This is a genomic window from Frankia sp. CeD (genome assembly GCF_000732115.1).
GTDB lineage: Bacteria > Actinomycetota > Actinomycetes > Frankiales > Frankiaceae > Frankia > Frankia casuarinae.
This window is the reverse complement of the sequence record NZ_JPGU01000040.1, coordinates 7,366-25,612: the sequence shown is the minus strand read 5'-3', so window position 1 is coordinate 25,612 and position 18,247 is coordinate 7,366. Positions and strand designations below refer to the sequence as shown.

Sequence of the window (18,247 nt, the reverse complement as noted above, 5' to 3'; positions counted from 1 at the left end):
GNCNNTCCTTGTGGGTGCCGTTGGTGACCGTAGGTCGCCAAATGATACGCCCTGCGCCGCAGGGTGATCCTCGGTAGTCGCTCGTGGGCCGCCGGAAGCGCCAGAATCTGCACGGGTGGTGACCGCTTCCACGGCGCCGCCGGCCGCAGCCCCCGGCTGATCGACAGCGCCCGCAGCAGCCGTGACCTCGGCTTTCGCGAGAGTGAACAGGGCTTCCACGGCGGCCGCGGCCAGCTGGAGGTAGGCGCGGCGAGTACGTCGGCGTAGTCGAGGAATCCGCACCGGAGTATGCCTGCTGGGGTCGAGCCGGGCGTCGTACGGGATTCGGATCAGCGTGTCGACCTGGCGCCCGAGCCGGGCCGCCGCCGCGCGGGTCCGGGGCGAGGGACGGCCCCGGCGCGGCGCAATCATGGCTGCCACGATCATCGGCCCGCCGTGTCTGGCTGAGCCACCACCCGCCGCGTCCCGCAACGTACGCAGTCCGGTGAGTGTCGCCTCCAGATCGGCGGCGGTCGCGAGTGTGACGAGGATGATGAGGTCCGCGGCCTGGAGCGCCGCAGGCGTCAGCGGTGCCTTGGCCGGCGCGTCGACCAGCACCAGCGGATAGGAATGCGCGAGCAGGCCGAGCACGGACCGCAGTCCGGTCGGGGCGACGGTGTCGTCCGCGGGGACGACGGCGGCCGCCTCGTCGCCGGAACCGCCGCCGCCGTGCCGGTCGGATCCTCCGCCAACACCGCGTCGCACGGGAAGCACGTCGAGGTCCCTGGTGCTGCCTGCGGGACGACCGCTGATCATCAGAGGTAGATCGGTCACCGTACTGTCGGAGGCTTGCCGGCGGGCGACGTCGGCGACCGTCGTCGTTCCGGCCGCGCCGACCCGGATCGCGAGCGGATCACCGCGTGGTTCGTCCTCGTCCTCGGTGCCGGCGCCCACAGGCGACGATGGCGCCCCCCCGGGAGACTCCCCCGGCCAGAGATCGACCGCGAGGACCGGCTGCGCCCGCACCCCGGCGAGGGTCAGCCCGACGACCCCGGCAAGGGTGGTGGTCCCGGAGTAGGGGAACAGCGAGGTCACCGCGATCCGCCACGAACCGGGCAACGGGATACGGGCCCGGTCGCGCAGAGAGAGCCGTACCGGGATCTCTTCCCATGGCTCGAGATCGCGCACGCCGGCCCACGGCTCCTGCCACGGCCACAGCCGACCGTCCGACGACGGCCGGCGACGCGAGACGGTCTGGCCGCCTGCCGCCGCGGCCTCGGGGGTGGATCGAGACGCCGGATCCGGCTGCGGTTGCGCGGGGGGGAGCACTGGAGCCGTCGGCTGCTTCGTGTCCGCGGCTGGCGCGGCCGGCGCGGCTGGCGCGGCCGGCGTGTAGCGGGCGACCGGCGGTGTGACCGGCACCGCGCAGACGTGGCCCGGGACGGACGATTCGGAGGGGACCGGATCGTCCGTGGGAGGGGCCTGCGCATCCCCGGGGCCGGTTACCTCGATCGGGCCGGCCGCGGCTGGCCGGCTGGCCGCGGCGGATGGAACGGTTGCCGTCGGCGGATCGGTCGGGCCGCTGATCGGCGCCGCATCCGTCGGCGCGGCCGGTGTCGGCCGCGGAGGCTGCGGATGGCGGGGCGCGGAGGCGCGCGGCGGCCGGACGCGTGGCCCGTTCGGGGCAGGCAATGGCCCGTTCGGGGCAGGCAATGGCCCGTTCGGGTGTGGTGGTACCGCAGTTGGGTCGCCACCGGCACCAGGACTCGCGGCCGGGCTGACGCCTCGGCCTGACGCGCTGCCACCCGGCGCGCTGCCACCCGAGGCGGTGTCCGCCTTCCGCGAGGATTCCACCGCGCCCGGGGGGATCGGGGTCGAACCGCGGGGATCTGCCGGCCGGGTTGGACGGCGGGAGGGATCAGCCTGGTTACGGGGCGGAATCGCCGACGGGCGGCCGGCGCGCCGGGCAGCGGCGCCGCGGGTGCGCCGGGAGCTGGTGTCCGCGCCCGTGGTCGCCCGGCCCGGCCCGGCGCCGGGTGCCTCGGTCCTGGCGCCCGGCACCGATGGCGGTGTGTCGTCGGACGTGTTTGTACGGTCCGCACCCGAACGGGCCGCCGATGTCGCATCATCGAGGTGGAATGCCTCGCTCTGCCACGCTTCGTCGAGTGGCTGCGGCGAGCCCGTCCCGCCCCGCCGTCGATGCCGTCGGCGCCCGGATCGTGAATGGGGAGGTGACTCTACGTCTTCGGTGCCTGCTGCTTCGTCCCGTACGTACTGATCGTCTCGTATGTACTGATCGTTCCGGATGGGCGGACCGTCGGGAGGGGAGACCGACGAGGGGATGCGGGCACCAATGAGCGAAACGGGCCGCGCGTCGCCTTCCTCACCGTACGGTGCCTGTGGCACATCGCTCACGCGCCGTCGACCTCCCGGCCTTCTAAGGTTAGCTAGTGCCAGTTAAGGTTACTTACTGTTATCTGCGCTCGGCTGCGGTCGGATCGATGTAACACGAGTCATTCGAGTATGACAAGCTCTGGTCGAAGCTACCCATCATGGGTGGGTCGGTGTACCTTCCGGAACCGGAGATGTGCCGTCCGGATTGAGGGGACGAACCGGCGGACGGTTTGGCGGACGGTTGGCTGTGATCCGCGACGTGGCGGGCTGGGGGCGGCCTGGACGACACGGCACCGTGCGTGCGGCAGATGGGAAAGGAGCGTCGGTGGCGCAGGACGGCTTCTCGATGGCGACGCCTCGGCCATCCCAGCGCTCCGGCGCACCGCAGGGGGTGACGCCCGCGAAATCCCCGGTCGGCTCGGCCCCGGCCCGGTCTGCTCCGGCGGCATCCGGCCGGGTCCGCACGGCCTCGGCCCGCTCGACCGGCATGTCACCGACCGTCGCATCCCGCGGCACACCGGCGCCCGCCGCCGCGGCGCCTCCGCTCGCGCCCCCTCCGCTCGCGCCGACGTCGGCCGGTGGCGTGCCGTCCCGACCCTCCGACGACGACGAAGTGCTCACCGTTGACGAACTGGTCGCCTGGTTGCGGTTGTCGGAGAGCACCGTCCTCAAGCTGCTTTCGGAACGGGCCATCCCGGCTCGCAAGGTCGGTCACCAGTGGCGGGTGCGTCGGGGGCGGGTGCGGGACTGGCTGGACGGTCGGGAATGAGCGCTCTCACCCCGGTGCCGCCTCGCTCCGGCCGGCCGCGGTGAAGCCCCGCCCCTGGCTGGCCGTCGGGCTGCTGCTCACCGTGGTCACCGTGGCCGGATGCGGCGTGTCGGGTAGTACTGCCGATCCGTCTCCCGCCCCGTCCGCCACCACGGGGCCACCGCCCGGGGCGAGTCAGGCGCCGGGTCCGCCGCTGGCCACCGCGTCCGCGCCACCAACCGGCGAGGTGGACCGGAAGGACCCGTCGGCGGTAGCCGCCGACTGCTTCACACGCTGGCAGTCCTTCGACGCCCGGACGGACCCCGGCCCGGCAGCCGGTGTCGAGCGGGCCCGCGACTGCCTCACCGAGGACTTCGCGGCCAGCCTGGGCGCCGGGGGCGCGGGCGCCGGGGGGTCCGGAACCGCTGCCGGTGGGGACGGTCAGGCGTGGCAGGAGGTGCGCGCCGCGGGCACCCACTCGCGGGTGACCGTGCTGGCGACCACGCCCCTGGGCGGGATCGACACGACGGCCACCGGTCGGGTGGTGCTTCAGCTGAACGTGCGCCGCGAGACGGCGGCGGGCGGCGCCGCCCCGGTGGTGACGCTGTCCACCCCCGCGCTCACCCTCCTGCGCCAGACCGACGGGACGTGGCGGGTCGCCGGTGCGGATCTGTCGAGCGTCGCCGGTGACGCACCGGGCCGGTGAGGCGTGATGGCCCGCGGCTTCACCCGTAAGCGTTCCCGCTGGCTGGTCTGGACGGGGGCGGGCATGGCCCTCGCCGTCGGCGGCATCGTCATGCTGGTCGCCGTCCTCATTCTGATCATCACCGGTCCCTTCATCCAGGATCAGGGCGGGGGTAACCGGACCATCAGGAACTCCGACGGCATCCCGGCCGAGTACCTGCAGACAATCATTGATGCGGCGAACGCGGCCGGGTGCGCCGAGGTGACTCCCGCCCTGCTGGCCGCCCAGTTACATCAGGAGTCGGGTTTCAACCCGCGGGCCAGGTCACCCGTGGGCGCGATGGGGATCGCCCAGTTCATGCCCGGGACGTGGGCGTCCCACGGGCAGGGCGACGTGTGGAACCCGGCCGACGCGATCCCCGCGGCGGCCCGGTACGACTGCGCGGTGGCGGCCTCGGTCGCCTCCGTGTCCGGCGCGGCCCAGGAGAAGATGCTGGCCGCGTACAACGCGGGAGCGGGCGCGGTGCTCGCCTTCGCCGGCATTCCGCCGTACACCGAGACGCGTAACTACGTCCGCACGATCCTCGCGCAGGCGCAGGTGTACGGTGACGCCTTGGAGCTCGGCGTCGACATCCCCGCTGGTTCGGTCGCCCCGATGGTCGCCTTCATGCGGTCGCAGATCGGCAAGCCCTACGTCTGGGGTGCGACCGGTCCCGACGCCTGGGACTGCTCGTCGCTGGTCCGGGAGGCGTATCGCCGCATCGGCATCGAGCTCCCCCGCGTGACGACCGACCAGCTGCGGTTCGGCCCGCAGGTCGCGGGCGTCGATCCGCAGCCGGGGGACCTACTGTTCACCCCGGGCACCGACGGCACCGCCGAGGCGCCGGGTCATGTCGGGATGTACATCGGCGACGGCCGGGTCATCGCGGCCAAGGGAGCGCGGTGGGGGGTCGTCGAATCCGACATCTCGGACTGGAGTGGGACCGTGGCCGTGACCAGGCCGCTGGCCAGGCAGCGTTCCTGATCCGGATTTCCTGCTCCGGACACTCCGGGTGTGCCGTTGCTCCGCTCAGGTAGCCGCCTGGGACACGAAGGTGGACAGCCCGTCGGCCACGCCACCGAGCGCACCGACGGCGCTGTGCACCACATCGGCGGCGTTACCCGGTGCTGTCACCGCGAAGAACAGGGCGAACAGCCCGACGCCATACGGCCAGAAGATTTTTTTCATCGAGGACCTCACAGAAAACCCAGTCGACACGGCCAGACGGACACCAACGTCGGTGCGTTACCGACAGCATGTGTGTACTCACCTTGAGTAGTCACCGCAAGATGAATCGCCGGAGCGATGAGTGAACTGCGCGGTGGCGGGGCCGGGGGACAGCGGATGGACAGGGATCTGACCATAGGTGGGCAGTAGGCAACGGATGGGTGAACGGATCTAATAGTGCATGCCACCCCGGGTCGGTTGACTTCGATTCCCGGCGCGGGGTGGCTGTCCGGGGCAATGGCCGGGGCCCGGCCGGGGAAGCTCCCGCCGGAGCCGCTCAGGACCGTCAGGACGGCGCGATGCTCTGCGCGAAGCGAAACAGGTTGTCCGGGTCGTAGGCGCGCTTGACTTGGCGCAACCGCGGAAGGTTCGCCCCGTAGTACGCATCGGCCCAGGTGGTGAGGTCCGGGTCGATGTAGTTCTGGTACGCCGACGACGACATGAACGGCGCCGTCGCCGCCACCGTGGATCGCAACCAGCTCTGGTTAGCCTCCTTGTCCGCAGGGGATGCGTCGACGGAGTAGCCGGCGACGAACTGGGCGCTGGCGAGCGTGTTGCGGTGCACGAACGCCGTGTCACCCGGGCCGACCCGGTTGATCGCGCCGCCCCAGGAATCCAGGATCACGCCACCCGGACCGGCCCCGGGTGTGCGCTGGCGTCGCTCGAGCGCGGCGAGCATCGTCTCGATCCCGCCGGCAGGCATCGGTTCGGTGAGGAATGCCGAGGCAGCCCGTTGGGCCACCCGTGGCAGGGTGCCTCCGGGCGTCCGGTCGCGCAGGTGGCACGCGTCGACGCTTTTGCCCGCGCAGCCCGCCTCAAGCAACATCGTCTCGAGATGGCCACGCTGGGCGACGAAGGTGCTCGAGGGCCTCCGGCCGACGGCGGCGACGAGGTCGGCGAGTCGATCCCGCAGCCACGTGATCCGCGTGTCGTCGGCGCCGCCCGCGAGCACGCCGCTCACCCGCAGGGCTGGGCTGCCGGTGGCCCCGGTCGTCGGCATCGAGGTCACGACGCAGGTCGACCACAGGTCCTCCGGCGCGCCGCCGCTGTCGGCGATCCAGCCCTGCCACGCGGTGAGCACGTCCGCCGCCACGTCCCAGGGCCAGCGGTAGGTGAACAGCGCCAACGGTGTCGCCCGATGGGTGGCGAAGGTGAACGACGTCACGATGCCGACGTTGCCCCCGCCCGCACCGCGTAGCGACCAGAAGAGGTCCGGCTCGGTGTCGGCGTCGGTGCGCACGGTCTCCCCGGAGGCCAGCACGACCTCGGCGGAGACCATCCGATCGCAGGTCAGACCGTAGCGCCGGCTCAACACTCCGATGCCGCCGCCGAGGGCGAGCCCGGCGATGCCGACGGTCGGGCATGATCCGGCTGGCAGCGCCAGCCCGTTCTCGGCGAGTGCGGAGTAGACGTCGATCAGCAGCGCTCCGGCCCCGATCAGCGCGGTGCCGTCGGGCCCCGGCCGGACCGACGCCATCGCAGTCACGTCCACGACCAGCCCGGTCGTCGTTGAGTAACCCCCGTAGCTGTGGCCACCGGCCCGCGCGACGAGATGTATCCCGGTGGAGCGGGCGAAGTCGATGCAGGCCGTGACGTCCCCCGCGGACATGGCACGGACCACCGCCTGCGGACGTACCGCGTCGAAAGCCGGGTCGAACAGCATGCTGGCGACGGCGTAGTCCGGATCGGTCGGTCGCAGCAGCGGACCGGTCAGTCGTTCGTCGAGCGTGCGCCAGTCGATCTCCGTCGGTATTGGGTGGGGGGCGTCCTCCTGCTGACAGGCGCTCATCAGGCCGCCACCGAGCCCGAGCGCGGCGAGCCCGAGCCCGCCGGCTCCGGCTGCGGCGGTCCGTAACACCGATCGTCGGTCAGGCTCGTAATCCACGGTCAGTCCTCACGGCTGCTACGAGTCCGGGGAGTGGACGATGGTCGTCACGAGTCGTCCGACCATCCGTGCCATCGGCGACAGCCTAGGTCACCGGCGACACCCTAGGTCACCGGCGACACCCTAGGTCACCGGCGACACCCTAGGTCACCGGCGACACCCTAGCCCGGTTGGGCGACGGTCGTGATGGTGCCGTTCGGATCGATGCGGCGCACCCGATCGTTGCCGTTGTCCGCGATGTAGAGCGCGCCGCTGCCGTCGACCGCGACCGAGCTCGGGTTCTTGAACTGGGCCGCGGTCGCCGGGCCGCCGTCGCCGCCGGAGCNTTCGCCGCCGGTGCCGGCGATCGTGGTGATCACGCCGTTCGGGTCGACCCGGCGGATCCGGTGGTTGCGGTAGTCAGCGAGGTAGAGCGTCCGGCCGTCCGGGCCGACGGTCAGCGACGGCACGTTCAGCCTGGCCCGGGTGGCCGGGCCGCCGTCACCCGAGAAGCCCCCCTCACCGGTCCCGGCGACGGTGGTGATGATCCCGTCCGGGGTCACCTTCTGAATGGTGTCGCTGGCGAGGTCGGCGAAGTAGAGGGTGCCGTCGTCGGTCATCTGGAGATCGTTCGGGCCGTTGATCTTCGCTGCGGTGGCCGGGCCGCCGTCGCCGGTGTAACCCGCGACTCCGGTGCCCACGTACGTGGTAATGATCCCCTGTGGGCTGATCTTGCGGATCCGGTGGTTTTCGTAGTCGGAGAGGTAGACGCTGCCGTCCGGCCCGGTGGTCACCTTTTCCGCACTGTTGATCTTCGCCGCGGTGGCCGGGCCGCCGTCGCCGCCGTAACCGGCGTCACCGGTGCCGGCGATCGTGGTGATGATCCCGGCTGGGCTAATCTTGCGGATCCGATTGTTCTTCGCGTCCCCGATGTAGATGTTGCCGGCCTTGTCACGGGCGGTCGATCCGGGCCCGTCAAGCTGCGCCGCGGTGGCCGGGCCGCCGTCGCCGCTGATCCCGCCGGCTCCGGTGCCCGCGAGGTCGCTGATCGCCCCGGCGGGGGTGATCTTCTGGATGCGGTCCGTCGCGAGGCTGGAGACGAGTAGCGAGCCGTCGGGATCGACATCGACGCTGTAGGGGCTCAGGCCCTGCACCGACAGCGCCGTTCCCCGGTAGGCGGTTGCGAGGCGTGCCGTGCCGCCGCCGCGGTCACCGCCGCGGCTGCCGCCGCCCGAGTTCGTCACCGCTGCCACGATGCCGACGGTGATGGCGACGATGACGACGAACGCGACCGCTCCGATGATGAGCGGCGTCCGGTTACGGGCGTTCGGACTCGACTGGTGCCCGGCCTGGCGGGTGGCGGCCGGCGGTACCCCCGCCATCCCGTGCACCGGTCCCCCCGGACCGGGCCGGTACGTCTGGCCGCCGGGACCGCCGGGGGCACCCGGTCCGCCTGGGGCATCCGGTCCGCCATAACCGGGGCCGAGCGACCGCGGCGGTGGGGTCGACCGCGGCGGTGGGGTCGACCGCGGCGGTGGGGTGTTGCCCGGCGGGAATCCACCCCAGCCCGGCCCACCCGGTGGTGGATATCTCCCCATCGGATGGCCGGCCGGACTACCGGGTGCTCCGGGGCTACCGGGGAAGCCCGGACTACCGGGTGCTCCGGGGCTACCGGGGAAGCCCGGACTACCGGGTGCTCCGGGGCTAGCGGGGAAGCCCGGTCGACCGGCGGCCGGCGGGCGCGGGGTGGTCGAGGTGGCGAGCGCCGCCTCCCGGATCTCGTCGTCGATCCGCACCTTGACGTCGGACCGGGACAGCCAGGTCGGGCCGAACGCGCGGCTGCTCGCTCGGGCGAGTTCCAGGGCGAAGTCGGCGGCGTCGGCGAAGCGGATGCTCGGATCCTTCGCCAGCGCCCGCAGGATCACCGCGGAGACGGGTGGCGGAACCATGGTGAGCGGTTCCGGCATGATCGTCAGATGGTGGTGGGTCAGCGGTTGCACCGCCATCTGACGGCCGAACAGCGGCCGGTTGGCGATCATCTCGTAGAGCACACCCGCGAGGGCGTAAAGATCGGTGGACGGGAAGAGACGCGTCCCCATGATCTGCTCGGGAGCCATGTAACGCGGCGTTCCCAGGATCGCGCTGGCGGTGGTCTCCGCTCCGTCGAAAATCTTGGCGATGCCGAAGTCGGTCACCTTCAGCAGCCCGTCGCCGGCGAACATGATGTTGTCCGGCTTGATGTCCCGGTGCAGCACTCCGTGGCCGTGCGCCGTGGCGAGGGCGGCCGCGGCCGCGAGCCCGATCGAGCAGGTGGTCTCGGCGGAGACCGGTCCCGAGCTCATCCGCTGTTTGAGCGTGCCGCCGGAGAGCAGCTCCATGACGAGCAAGCAGGTGCCCTCATGCTCCACGTAGTCGTGGATACGCACGATGTGCGGATGATCCAGTTCGGCCAGCACCCGAGCCTCGGACAGGAAGCGGGTACGCAGATCGGGGTCGTCGGAGGTGTCCAGCAGGATCTTGATCGCGACCTTGCGGCCGATGAGCCGGTGCTGGCCGGCCAGCACGAGCCCGTAGCCACCCCGGCCCAAGTCGCCCTCGACGGAGTAACCGGGAAGCGCCGCCTCCACCCGAGATTTATCTATCAACAAGGTCCAGATCCGTCCGCTACCACGCCGGGCATCCGCTGTACCGCCACCCGTGCGCCGAGAACCATCCTGGCCTGCAATGACGCCCTTCGTCGGATTCCTGGTGATTCTACGGCCCTGACCCCCCATTCCCTACCCCCGGCAGGCCGATCCGGCGTGCCGGATCGGCGACACGGGCATGCCGACGGGGCTGACGAGCGCCGCCGCCGCCGCAGTGCGGATGATGGGCACTGCGGCACACGTTGAACCTGCGAGGAAGGGCATCCCACGTCATGTCGACAACCGAGCCCGCTGCCCCGGTGGCTCCGCTGGACATCACCGCGACCGAGGAATGGGCGGCGCTCACCACGCATCTGCGCGAGATCTCCGAGGTGTCCCTGCGGGATCTGTTCGCCGCCGATCCCCGGCGTGGCGAGACGTTCGCCGCCGAAGCGGACGGACTCTATCTTGACTACTCCAAGAACCGGCTGACCGCGCGCACCGTCGAGTTGCTGACCGCGCTGGCCCGGCGCGCCGGGCTGGCGGACCGGATCGAGGCGATGTTCCGGGGCGAGAGAATCAACGTCACCGAGAACCGACCGGTGTTGCACGTGGCGTTGCGCGCCCCGGCCGGAACCCGGATCGAGGTGGATGGCGTCGACGTCGTCCCCGACGTGCATCGGGTGCTCGACGCGATGTCCCAATTCGCCGACCGGGTGCGGTCGGGGGACTGGCTGGGGGCCACCGGTGAGCGGATCCGGACGGTGGTCAACATCGGCATCGGCGGCTCCGACCTGGGACCCGCCATGGCCTACGACGCCCTGCGCGACTATGCCGACCGGTCGATCGAAGTCCGGTTCGTCTCCAACGTCGNCCCCACCGACATCTGGGAGGCCACCGCCGATCTCGATCCGGCCAGCACCCTGTTCATCGTCTCGTCCAAGACGTTCACCACCCTGGAAACGATCTCCAACGCGCGGGCCGCACGGTCCTGGCTCACCGGCCTGCTCGGCGAGGACGCCGTTTCCCGGCACTTCGTCGCGGTCTCCACGAATGCCGAGAAGGTCGCCGAGTTCGGTATCGACACCGTGAACATGTTCGAGTTCTGGGACTGGGTGGGCGGCCGGTACTCGGTGGACTGCGCGATCGGCCTCTCGCTGATGATCGCGATCGGGCCGCCGAACTTCCGGGAGTTCCTCGCCGGTTTCGCCGCTATGGACACGCACTTCCGGACGGCTCCGTTCGAGCGGAACCTTCCGGTTCTGCTCGGTCTGATCGGCCTGTGGTACCGCGACTTCTTCGGTACAGCGACGCACGCGGTGCTGCCCTACAGCCACTACCTGGGCCGATTCCCGGCTTATCTCCAGCAGCTGGACATGGAGAGCAATGGGAAGTCGGTCGATCTCACCGGGCGGCCCGTGTCGACGCCGACCGGACCGATCGTCTGGGGGACTCCCGGCACGAACGGACAGCATGCGTACTACCAGCTCCTGCACCAGGGGACAACGATCGTTCCGGCCGATTTCATCGGCTTCGTCCGGCCGAACCATCCCGGGGTGGGCACGGCGGATGGCGCCGGGGTGGACCAGCACGCCCTGCTGCTGGCCAACTTCCTGGCGCAGACAGAGGCCCTCGCGTTCGGCCGGACAGCCGCGGAGGTGGCCGCCGAGGGTGTCACGCCGGACCTCGTTGCGCATCGGACCTTCCCGGGTAATCGACCCTCGAACACCCTGCTGGCCCAGAAGCTGACTCCGTTCGCCCTCGGTCAGCTGATCGCACTGTACGAGCACAAGGTGTTCACCCAGGGGGTCATCTGGGGGATCAACAGTTTCGACCAGTGGGGCGTGGAGCTCGGCAAGGTGCTGGCCGGTCGGATCATTCCGGAACTCGGGTCCGAGCAGGAACCGGAGCTGGGGCATGACAGCTCGACGAATGCTCTGATCAAGCGTCTGCGGGCCGGCTGACGCCCGCCGGGGATCCAGCCAACCGAGGCATGTTACTCTGCGTAATCGATCGGGGGTGGCCCCGCGCGGTGACGACATCGGGGGGTGGAAGTCATGCGGGTGGATGCTGGAGCCTTGCGGATGTCCGTGCGGCGGACAGGCGAGGACGTGCTCATCGAACTCGCCGGGGAACTCGACACGGCCGGGCGGCTCCGGTTCCGTGAGCAGATCGGCGAGCATCTCGGCCGGGGCGGGGGGACGGTCACGGTGGATGTCGCGGGCCTGCGCTCGATCGACGTCCCGGGGCTCGCAGCTCTGCTCCGCGCCGATCTGCTGCTCCGCCGGGTGCACTCATGTCTGGAGATCCAGGCACCCACGCCGGCGTTCGCCGCGTTGTTGCGGGAGGCCGGTCTCGACGGTCGGCTGCGGGTCGGTGGGGGATCCCGCCGCCGCTGACCGCCCCCTCGACTGTCCGCATCCCGCGGGCTGGGAGACGGCTCAGCCGATGAGCGGTGACGTCCGATCGCCCGATGACGCGGGTGCGCTGGGGGTGGCGGGTGCGCTGGGGGTGGCGGGTGCGCTGAGGGCTGCGGGTGCGCTGAGGGCTGCGGGTGCGCTGAGGGCTGCGGGTGCGCTGAGGGCTGCGGGTGCGCTGAGGGCTGCGGGTGCGCTGGGTGACGGTCGTGCACCGGATGGTCCGGAGTCACCCACCGAGGCGGTGCCGTCCTCGGTGACCAGGGAGAGCAACCCGCGGGAGCCGATCAGACGTTTCTCGATTCCGCCCATCATGAGCATCCCCGCCATTACGAAGAGTGGAAAACCGAGCACCATCAGCAGGACGGGTGGTGTGAGACTCACCGAAAGACCCCCAGGCTGGCTTACGGATCTGATCGGCACCATGGACGCCGTACCGTAGGCGTTACCCTCGGACCTCCGTTGCTCACGTCCCGACAGTCGTCTCACCCGACTCGGGTGTCCACCGGGTTCTCCCCGAGGGGGCCGCCGATTCCGGCCGGGTGGAAGAATGAACCGCAGCTCAGAGGTCTGTTTCGGGATGCGTGTTGTTCCCGGTGTCCGCGGGCTCGTACCCTTCCCCCAACATGTCTGCGCGGCCCGCTCCATTGCCCGCTTATAGCGGCCGTCCGTGGGTTCGTGACGCGGACCTGCTTGCGCGTCTCGACCTGCTCTCCGAGCAGATCGATTTCGCCCTCGCCGAGATAGCCCTGCGGCGGGCCGCCTACCAGCGAGCCTGCGAGGAGGAGGCCGCCTGGCCGTGGGCGCCCGTCGGCGTTGAGGTACTGAGCCGGCCGTCCGTGGCGCAGGCTCTGGCCGGCGAGCTCGCCGCCGTCGAGCGGCTGCGGTTGTGGGCGCAGGAGATGTACTGGTTGCAGGAACAGGCGCGGCTGCGCGGACTGCTGCGCTGAGCGCGCGGGCGCGGACCCCCGCTAGCCAGTTCCTGGCGAGGGGTCTCCCGTCCCTGCTGAGGGGTCTCCCGTCCCTGGTGGGGGGCCTCCGGTTCCCGGCGGGGGACCGTCGAGCGCGTCGAACAGCCGGCGGCCGAGGTTTGCCGCGGCGACGTTGCCCCGGTGCAGATACCGGGTGATGCCAGCCTCCAGGCTCTCGGCGGCGTCGTCCTTGCGGCCGGCCCGGTAGAGAACCTCGGCGCGGGACAGCAGCGCATGTCCCTGGCCGTCGACGTCGTCGGTGCGGCTGGCGAGATCGACGGCGGTGTCGGCGAACCGGAGGGCCTCGGCATCGCGGCCGCGCAGCGCCAGGAGCTTCGCGTGGACCCCGCACCATCCGGCCTGGGCCGGTAGCTGGTCGGCGGCGGCGGCGTCCCGACACCGGGTGACATACTTGCCCGCGTCGTCAACCTTGCCGAGCCGGACGAGAACGTCGGCGAGTGCCGCGGCCCGGTTGGCCAGGAACGCGCGTTCCCCCATCCGGGACAGCTGCCGGCAGCTTCGCCGCAGCTCCCGCTCGGCGACTGCCAGCTCGTCGGCGAGCAGCGCCNCCCGGGCCACGACGANCCCGCCATGAAAGGGGTCGGTCCGCGGGGCGCGCAGGTCGTGAACGATCTCCTCGGTCGCCTTGAGATGGATCCGCGCGCCCTCCAGATCCCCCGACATGGCGGTGAGGACCGCGAGCTGGGCGAGCACGGCCCGACGCAGAGCCCGGTCGTCGCCGGCGGCGTCGAGGGCCTCGTTCGCCCGGGTGATCCCGACGGCGACCGGCCGGGGCCCCCAACTCATGAGCATGGTGAGCTCGCGGCGCAGCGACTGCGCGGCCCGGGGCACGCCGGACTCCTCCGCGTGCCGGACGGCGTTCTCCATCGCCCGCTCGGCCGCGGCGAACTGCCCGGCCGCCAGGTAGGCATTGGCCTGGCTACGGCAGGCGAGCGCCGCGCCGACCTCGTCGCCGGCCTGCACGAAGTTGGTCAGGCACACCGCGGCTTCGGTCAGCGTCCTGGCGACCAGGCCCTCCGGATCGGTGGAGAACAGCACCCGCAGGTACGCGAGCCGGGCGTGGGCCCGCAGGCCCTCCTCCCCGGCGCGCCGGGCCCGCTCGGTCACCTGGCGCAGGATGCGCTCGGCGTCGGAGAGCCGGCCGAACGAGTACAGCGCCCAGCCGAGGTCGATCTCGGCCCGTAGCCGCAGTGGGTCCGTCTCGGGCAGCAGGGTGATGGCCCGCTTGAGCAGCTGGGCCGCGCCGGTCTCGTCGCCCTGGCGCACCCGGTCCGCCGCCTCGATCAGACAGGTCGCCGCGGATCGGCCCAGCTCGATCGTCTCGGTGTCGCGCTGCCCGATCTCCACCCGGTAACGAAACGCCTGCNCCAGATGGTAGCCGACCAGTTCGTCGTGCTCACCGGGGCCACCCTCCAGCCGGGTCTGCAGCCACTGGGCGAACCGCTGGTGCAGATCGGCGCGCTGCCGTTTGGCGGTGGACTGGTAGGCGCAGTCGCGCAGCAGCACGTGCAGGAACCGAAACGCCTCGACGCCGGGCAGGTCGGACCGGTCCGGATGCACCAGTTCCTTGCGGACCAGGCTCAGACAGTGGGCGGCGACCATCGGCTGTTCGCTCGGGTCCGACAGGTCGATGACAGCGTCGAGGTAGAAGCGTTCCCCCACGATGGCGGCGCGTTCAAGGACCCGCCGTTCGGGCGGGTCGAGCCGGTCGAGCCGGGCCGCGAGCAGGGACGAGATGGTCGGCGGCACCGTCACGTTGCGCAGGCTGCCGGTGGCGATCCACCGGCTGCCCTCCCGGCGCAGCAGGCCGTCGTCGACGAGGGCCGCCACCATCTGCTCGACGAACAGTGGGTTGCCGGCCGCGGAGGTAGTGATCCGAGAGACGAGGGCCGGGTCGAGGTCGTCGGAGCCCATCAGGGTGCGGATCAGGCGCTGGCAGCGCGCCTCGGTCAGCGGCGCCAGCAGCATCGAGGTGGCGTTGAGCTTGCCGCCNCCCCAGTCCCGCCGCTCCTCCAGCAGTTCCGGGCGGGCCAGGCACAGCAGCATGATGGGGGCGTCGCGGGACCAGTCGGCGATGTTCTCCAGCAGGTCGAGCAGGGTCGGCTCGGCCCAGTGCACGTCGTCNAACCACAGGATCAGCGGGCGTCGGGCCGCCAGCGCCTGGAAGAAGGACCGGACGGCCCAGAAGCTTTCCTGCGGACCGAGTTCCGCGCCGCCCAGCCCCACCAGGGGCGCGAGCGCCTCGACGATCTCCGCCGCCTGGGTGACACCGTCGAGCAGTTCCCGCAGCCGACGCCGCCCGTCCGGGGCGCTCTCGTCAGCGGACAGACCAGTGGCCTGGCGCACCATCTCCATCAGCGGCCAGTAGGCGATGCCCTCGCCGTAGGACAGGCAACGCCCGGTGAGCACGGTCGCCCGGTTCGCCATGGCCGCGCAGAACTCGCCGACCATCCGGGACTTGCCGATGCCCGCCGGGCCCAGCACGGTGAACAGGTGGCAGGTGCGTTCCTCGACCACGGCCTCGAAGGCGTCCTGCAGCCGGCGGCGTTCCCGGTTACGCCCGATGACCGGGGCGGTGAAGCCGTGGGTCGGGGCCCGGCTGCCGGGACCCGCGGTCGGGTCTACCAGCCCGATCAACCGGTGCACCCGCAGCGGGTCGCGCTTGCCCTGGACGACCAGGGGGCCGAGCGGGCTTACCGTGACGCTGTGCCGGATGAAGCGGTAGGTGGTGTCCCCGATGAGGATCTCGTCGGGGGGAGCGGCGTGTTCCAGCCGGGAGGCGACGTTCACCGGATCGCCGGTGACGCCACCGCCTGCGACGGTCACCTCGCCGGTGTTGATCCCGATCCGCACCCGCAGTTTCAGGCCCCACTCGCGCTGCAGGTCGGCATTGAGCGCCTCCATCGCCGCCCGGATGTCGAGGGCGGCGCGAACCGCGCGCAGCGCGTCGTCCTCGTGCAGCACGGGAATGCCGAAGACGGCGAAGACGGCGTCGCCGATGAACTTCTCGACCGATCCGCCGTGGGTGTAGATCACTTCACGGACGGTGGTGAAGAACCGCCACATGACCTGCTGCAGCGGTTCGGAGTCGATTCTCTCGCCGATGTCGGTGGACCCGGTGATGTCCACGAACATGATCGTCACGGTCTTCCGGGCGCCGCTCCCCGGGGTGGGAAGGGGGTTCCCACATCCGGAGCAGAAGCGGGCCCGCTCGTGGTTGTCCTCCGCGCATGTCGGGCACGGCACCATGTGCCGGATGGTAGGCCGATCGCGACCCGATGCGGTGGGGGATGCGCGTACCCGACGCGCCTGAGGTGACCCATCCCACGCCGGTGCCACCGCCGGGTCCCGGCCGGGACGGCGCGACCCGGACGGCTCATCCGCCGGCGGCCAGCCTGGCGCGGTCATGACGGCAGCTCCCGCCGCACCGCGAGGAGCGCCGCCACCTGGGCCAACACTCCCCAGCCGACTACTCTCCAGCCGGCCGCGTTCACCTCGACCGCCCCGCAGCCACCGAAGACCAGCACACTGCCGGAACCAGGGGTGACCAGACTCAGCAGGATGCGCAGCGTCGTTGTCTTGCCGGAGCCGTTCGGCCGCAGAAAACCGGTGATGTTCCCTTCCCACACCGTGAAACTCACGTCCCGGACGGCGCGCTGGGACCCGTANCGCTTGGCCAGATGGTCTATTTCAACGACGGCGGTGACGAGAGCCTCCCGGCGGAGGTCCGAGCGGGGCAATATCTACGGTAACCTGTCACCGTTCCAGATCCACCGGCGGCTGTCACCGCTGGCTGGGTCGCGGTCGCCGGCCGGGAGATCGGTACTTCCCGCGGGGGCTCCCCGAACCGCGATCCCCCGAGGAGTTTTCATGGACGCTCTCGCCTGCCTGATGACGCGCCGCACAGCGACCCGGCTCGTCGAACCCGGTCCGACGGTGGAGCAGATTATGATCATGCTTGGCGCCGCCACCACGGCGCCGGATCACAAGATGCTGCGGCCCTGGCGCTTCGTGGTTGTGCGGAGCGATGCCCGCGCCACCCTGGCTGCGGCGATCAAGCGGGCCGCCGAGGCCCTCGGCGGGNTGCCCGAGCCGGTCATCCGCAAGACCGCGGGCAAGGCCACCCGTTCCCCGGCGCTCATCGCCGTCGTCGCATCCCGTGTCGGTTCGAAGGTTCCGGTCGCCGAGCAGGACGCCTCGGCCGCGGCAGCGGCGCAGAACATCTGCCTGGCCGCGCACGCGCTCGGCGTCGCCTCGGCCTGGAAGTCGGTGCCGATGCAGGACAGCGCCGAGGTCCGGGGGGCGTTCGGGCTGACGTCGGACGAGGTGCTGGTCGGCTGGGTGGAGCTCGGGACCCAGGCGGACACCGCGCCGCTGCCGGCGCGGCCCGCCGTTCGGCTGGCCCAGGTCGCGACGGAGATGGAGGTCGACGGGACGCTGGTTCCCGTGGCGGCGGACGATCGGATCTCCCAGTTCGGGCAAGTGACCACGGTGTGAGCGGCAGGTTACCTAAGCTGGAACACAGGTCTTGAGATCGGGCGGCCTGGACCGGGGTATGACTCCGGCTCCCGAGGTGCGACGGGAGGTACGCCGTGTATGGCGGTCTTCGAGGCCGTGGCGGTCTTCGAGGCCGTGGTGGTCTTCGAGGCCGTGGCCGTCTCGGCCTGACCGTGGCCGGAGGGCTGCTGCTCGCGCTGGTCGTCGGATGCTCGGAGCCGGGGTCGAGTGGGTCCGGCGGCTCGGTCGCCCGGCCGGGCTCGGTGGTCACGCCGAGTGCGTCGTCTCAGGACCCGGGCGGCCCGGGCGCGCTCGGGACCTCCGCCGCGGCTGCGACGCCTGACGTCTCACGGGCGCCGGGCCCCTCCGGAACCTCCGCCGCCCCGGACGGTGTCGCGTCACTGCCGGTGCCGACTCCGCGAGCATCCTCCGTCTTCGTCGGAGAGGCCTGTTCCCCCGCCGAGGACACCTCGCCCGCGACCGCCGTCAACGGCCTTGTGCTGTTCTGCGCGCCCGTCGGCGGGACCGGCCCGGCCGGCATCGGTCGATGGTCCACGGAGCCGCCCGCCCCGGCTCCCGTGGTTCGGCCGGATGAGGGCGGGAACTGCGACCCCGAGGACGTCGGGCGCATCGTCCAGGACTCCGCCGGCCGCCCGGTGTCCTGCCTTCGGGACCCGACGGGCACCCTGACCTGGTCCGACATCTCCTGAACTACGTCGCCACGTCGCCACGTCGCCGGGATGATCAGCCGTTGCGGCGGGCCCNGCGGGNGGNGANGGNC

14 protein-coding genes are annotated in these 18,247 nt (G+C 71.3%); 8 read left to right on the top strand and 6 right to left on the bottom strand.

Annotated elements, in window-relative coordinates:
• Nucleotides 1-2,698: 2,698 nt before the first annotated feature.
• The 3 genes from CED_RS25460 to CED_RS17205 are packed head-to-tail and all read left to right on the top strand — an operon-like array spanning nt 2,699 to nt 4,829.
• The gene (locus CED_RS25460) at nt 2,699-3,142 is read left to right on the top strand and encodes a helix-turn-helix domain-containing protein (RefSeq protein WP_023840587.1); all 444 of its coding nucleotides are present in this window, start codon (nt 2,699-2,701) and stop codon (nt 3,140-3,142) included.
• Nucleotides 3,143-3,182: 40 nt separating this feature from the next.
• Nucleotides 3,183-3,827, top strand: coding sequence for a hypothetical protein (locus CED_RS17210; RefSeq protein ID WP_051623764.1), 645 nt, complete (start codon nt 3,183-3,185; stop codon nt 3,825-3,827).
• Nucleotides 3,828-3,833: 6 nt separating this feature from the next.
• A complete protein-coding gene (locus CED_RS17205) occupies nt 3,834-4,829 on the top strand; it encodes an NlpC/P60 family protein (protein WP_011434517.1) in 996 nt (331 codons plus the stop codon).
• A gap of 45 nt (nt 4,830-4,874) precedes the next feature.
• Here the strand turns inward: CED_RS17205 and CED_RS24790 are convergent, their stop codons facing one another.
• From CED_RS24790 to CED_RS17195, 3 genes are all read right to left on the bottom strand, one after another.
• Nucleotides 4,875-5,033, bottom strand: coding sequence for a hypothetical protein (locus tag CED_RS24790; protein ID WP_023840589.1), 159 nt, complete (start codon nt 5,031-5,033; stop codon nt 4,875-4,877).
• Between the two features lie 325 nt (nt 5,034-5,358).
• Nucleotides 5,359-6,957, bottom strand: a complete 1,599-nt coding sequence (locus tag CED_RS17200; RefSeq protein WP_011434519.1) for an FAD-binding oxidoreductase — start codon at nt 6,955-6,957, stop codon at nt 5,359-5,361.
• A gap of 161 nt (nt 6,958-7,118) precedes the next feature.
• Nucleotides 7,119-9,584 carry a protein kinase gene (locus tag CED_RS17195; RefSeq protein ID WP_035912285.1) on the bottom strand — a complete coding sequence of 822 codons (2,466 nt, stop codon included), beginning with the start codon at nt 9,582-9,584 and terminating at the stop codon, nt 7,119-7,121.
• Between the two features lie 269 nt (nt 9,585-9,853).
• Here CED_RS17195 and pgi point away from each other — a divergent pair, with 269 nt between their 5' ends.
• Complete coding sequence (gene pgi, locus CED_RS17190) at nt 9,854-11,524, top strand: glucose-6-phosphate isomerase (protein WP_035728993.1); 1,671 nt, start codon at nt 9,854-9,856, stop codon at nt 11,522-11,524.
• Between the two features lie 93 nt (nt 11,525-11,617).
• Nucleotides 11,618-11,959, top strand: coding sequence for an STAS domain-containing protein (locus CED_RS17185; RefSeq protein WP_011434522.1), 342 nt, complete (start codon nt 11,618-11,620; stop codon nt 11,957-11,959).
• A 42-nt stretch (nt 11,960-12,001) separates the two neighbouring features.
• On the opposite strand, the gene CED_RS23875 is transcribed toward CED_RS17185, so the two are convergent.
• Complete coding sequence (locus tag CED_RS23875) at nt 12,002-12,361, bottom strand: hypothetical protein (RefSeq protein ID WP_152569779.1); 360 nt, start codon at nt 12,359-12,361, stop codon at nt 12,002-12,004.
• Between the two features lie 242 nt (nt 12,362-12,603).
• On the opposite strand from CED_RS23875, the gene CED_RS17180 reads away from it, so the two are divergent.
• Entirely contained in the window at nt 12,604-12,927 is a 324-nt protein-coding gene (locus CED_RS17180; protein ID WP_011434523.1) for a hypothetical protein, read from the top strand.
• Nucleotides 12,928-12,948: 21 nt separating this feature from the next.
• On the opposite strand, the gene CED_RS17175 is transcribed toward CED_RS17180, so the two are convergent.
• Nucleotides 12,949-16,218 carry an adenylate/guanylate cyclase domain-containing protein gene (locus CED_RS17175; RefSeq protein ID WP_235187120.1) on the bottom strand — a complete coding sequence of 1,090 codons (3,270 nt, stop codon included), beginning with the start codon at nt 16,216-16,218 and terminating at the stop codon, nt 12,949-12,951.
• A 155-nt stretch (nt 16,219-16,373) separates the two neighbouring features.
• Nucleotides 16,374-16,709 (bottom strand): ATP-binding cassette domain-containing protein, encoded by a 336-nt coding sequence (locus CED_RS17170; protein ID WP_035912280.1) that lies wholly within the window; start codon nt 16,707-16,709, stop codon nt 16,374-16,376.
• Nucleotides 16,710-16,839: 130 nt separating this feature from the next.
• Between CED_RS17170 and CED_RS17165 the strand changes: the two genes are divergently transcribed.
• The gene (locus CED_RS17165) at nt 16,840-17,466 is read left to right on the top strand and encodes a nitroreductase (RefSeq protein WP_035728987.1); all 627 of its coding nucleotides are present in this window, start codon (nt 16,840-16,842) and stop codon (nt 17,464-17,466) included.
• Between the two features lie 173 nt (nt 17,467-17,639).
• Nucleotides 17,640-18,176, top strand: a complete 537-nt coding sequence (locus CED_RS17160) for a hypothetical protein (protein ID WP_049760795.1) — start codon at nt 17,640-17,642, stop codon at nt 18,174-18,176.
• Nucleotides 18,177-18,247 lie beyond the last annotated feature (71 nt).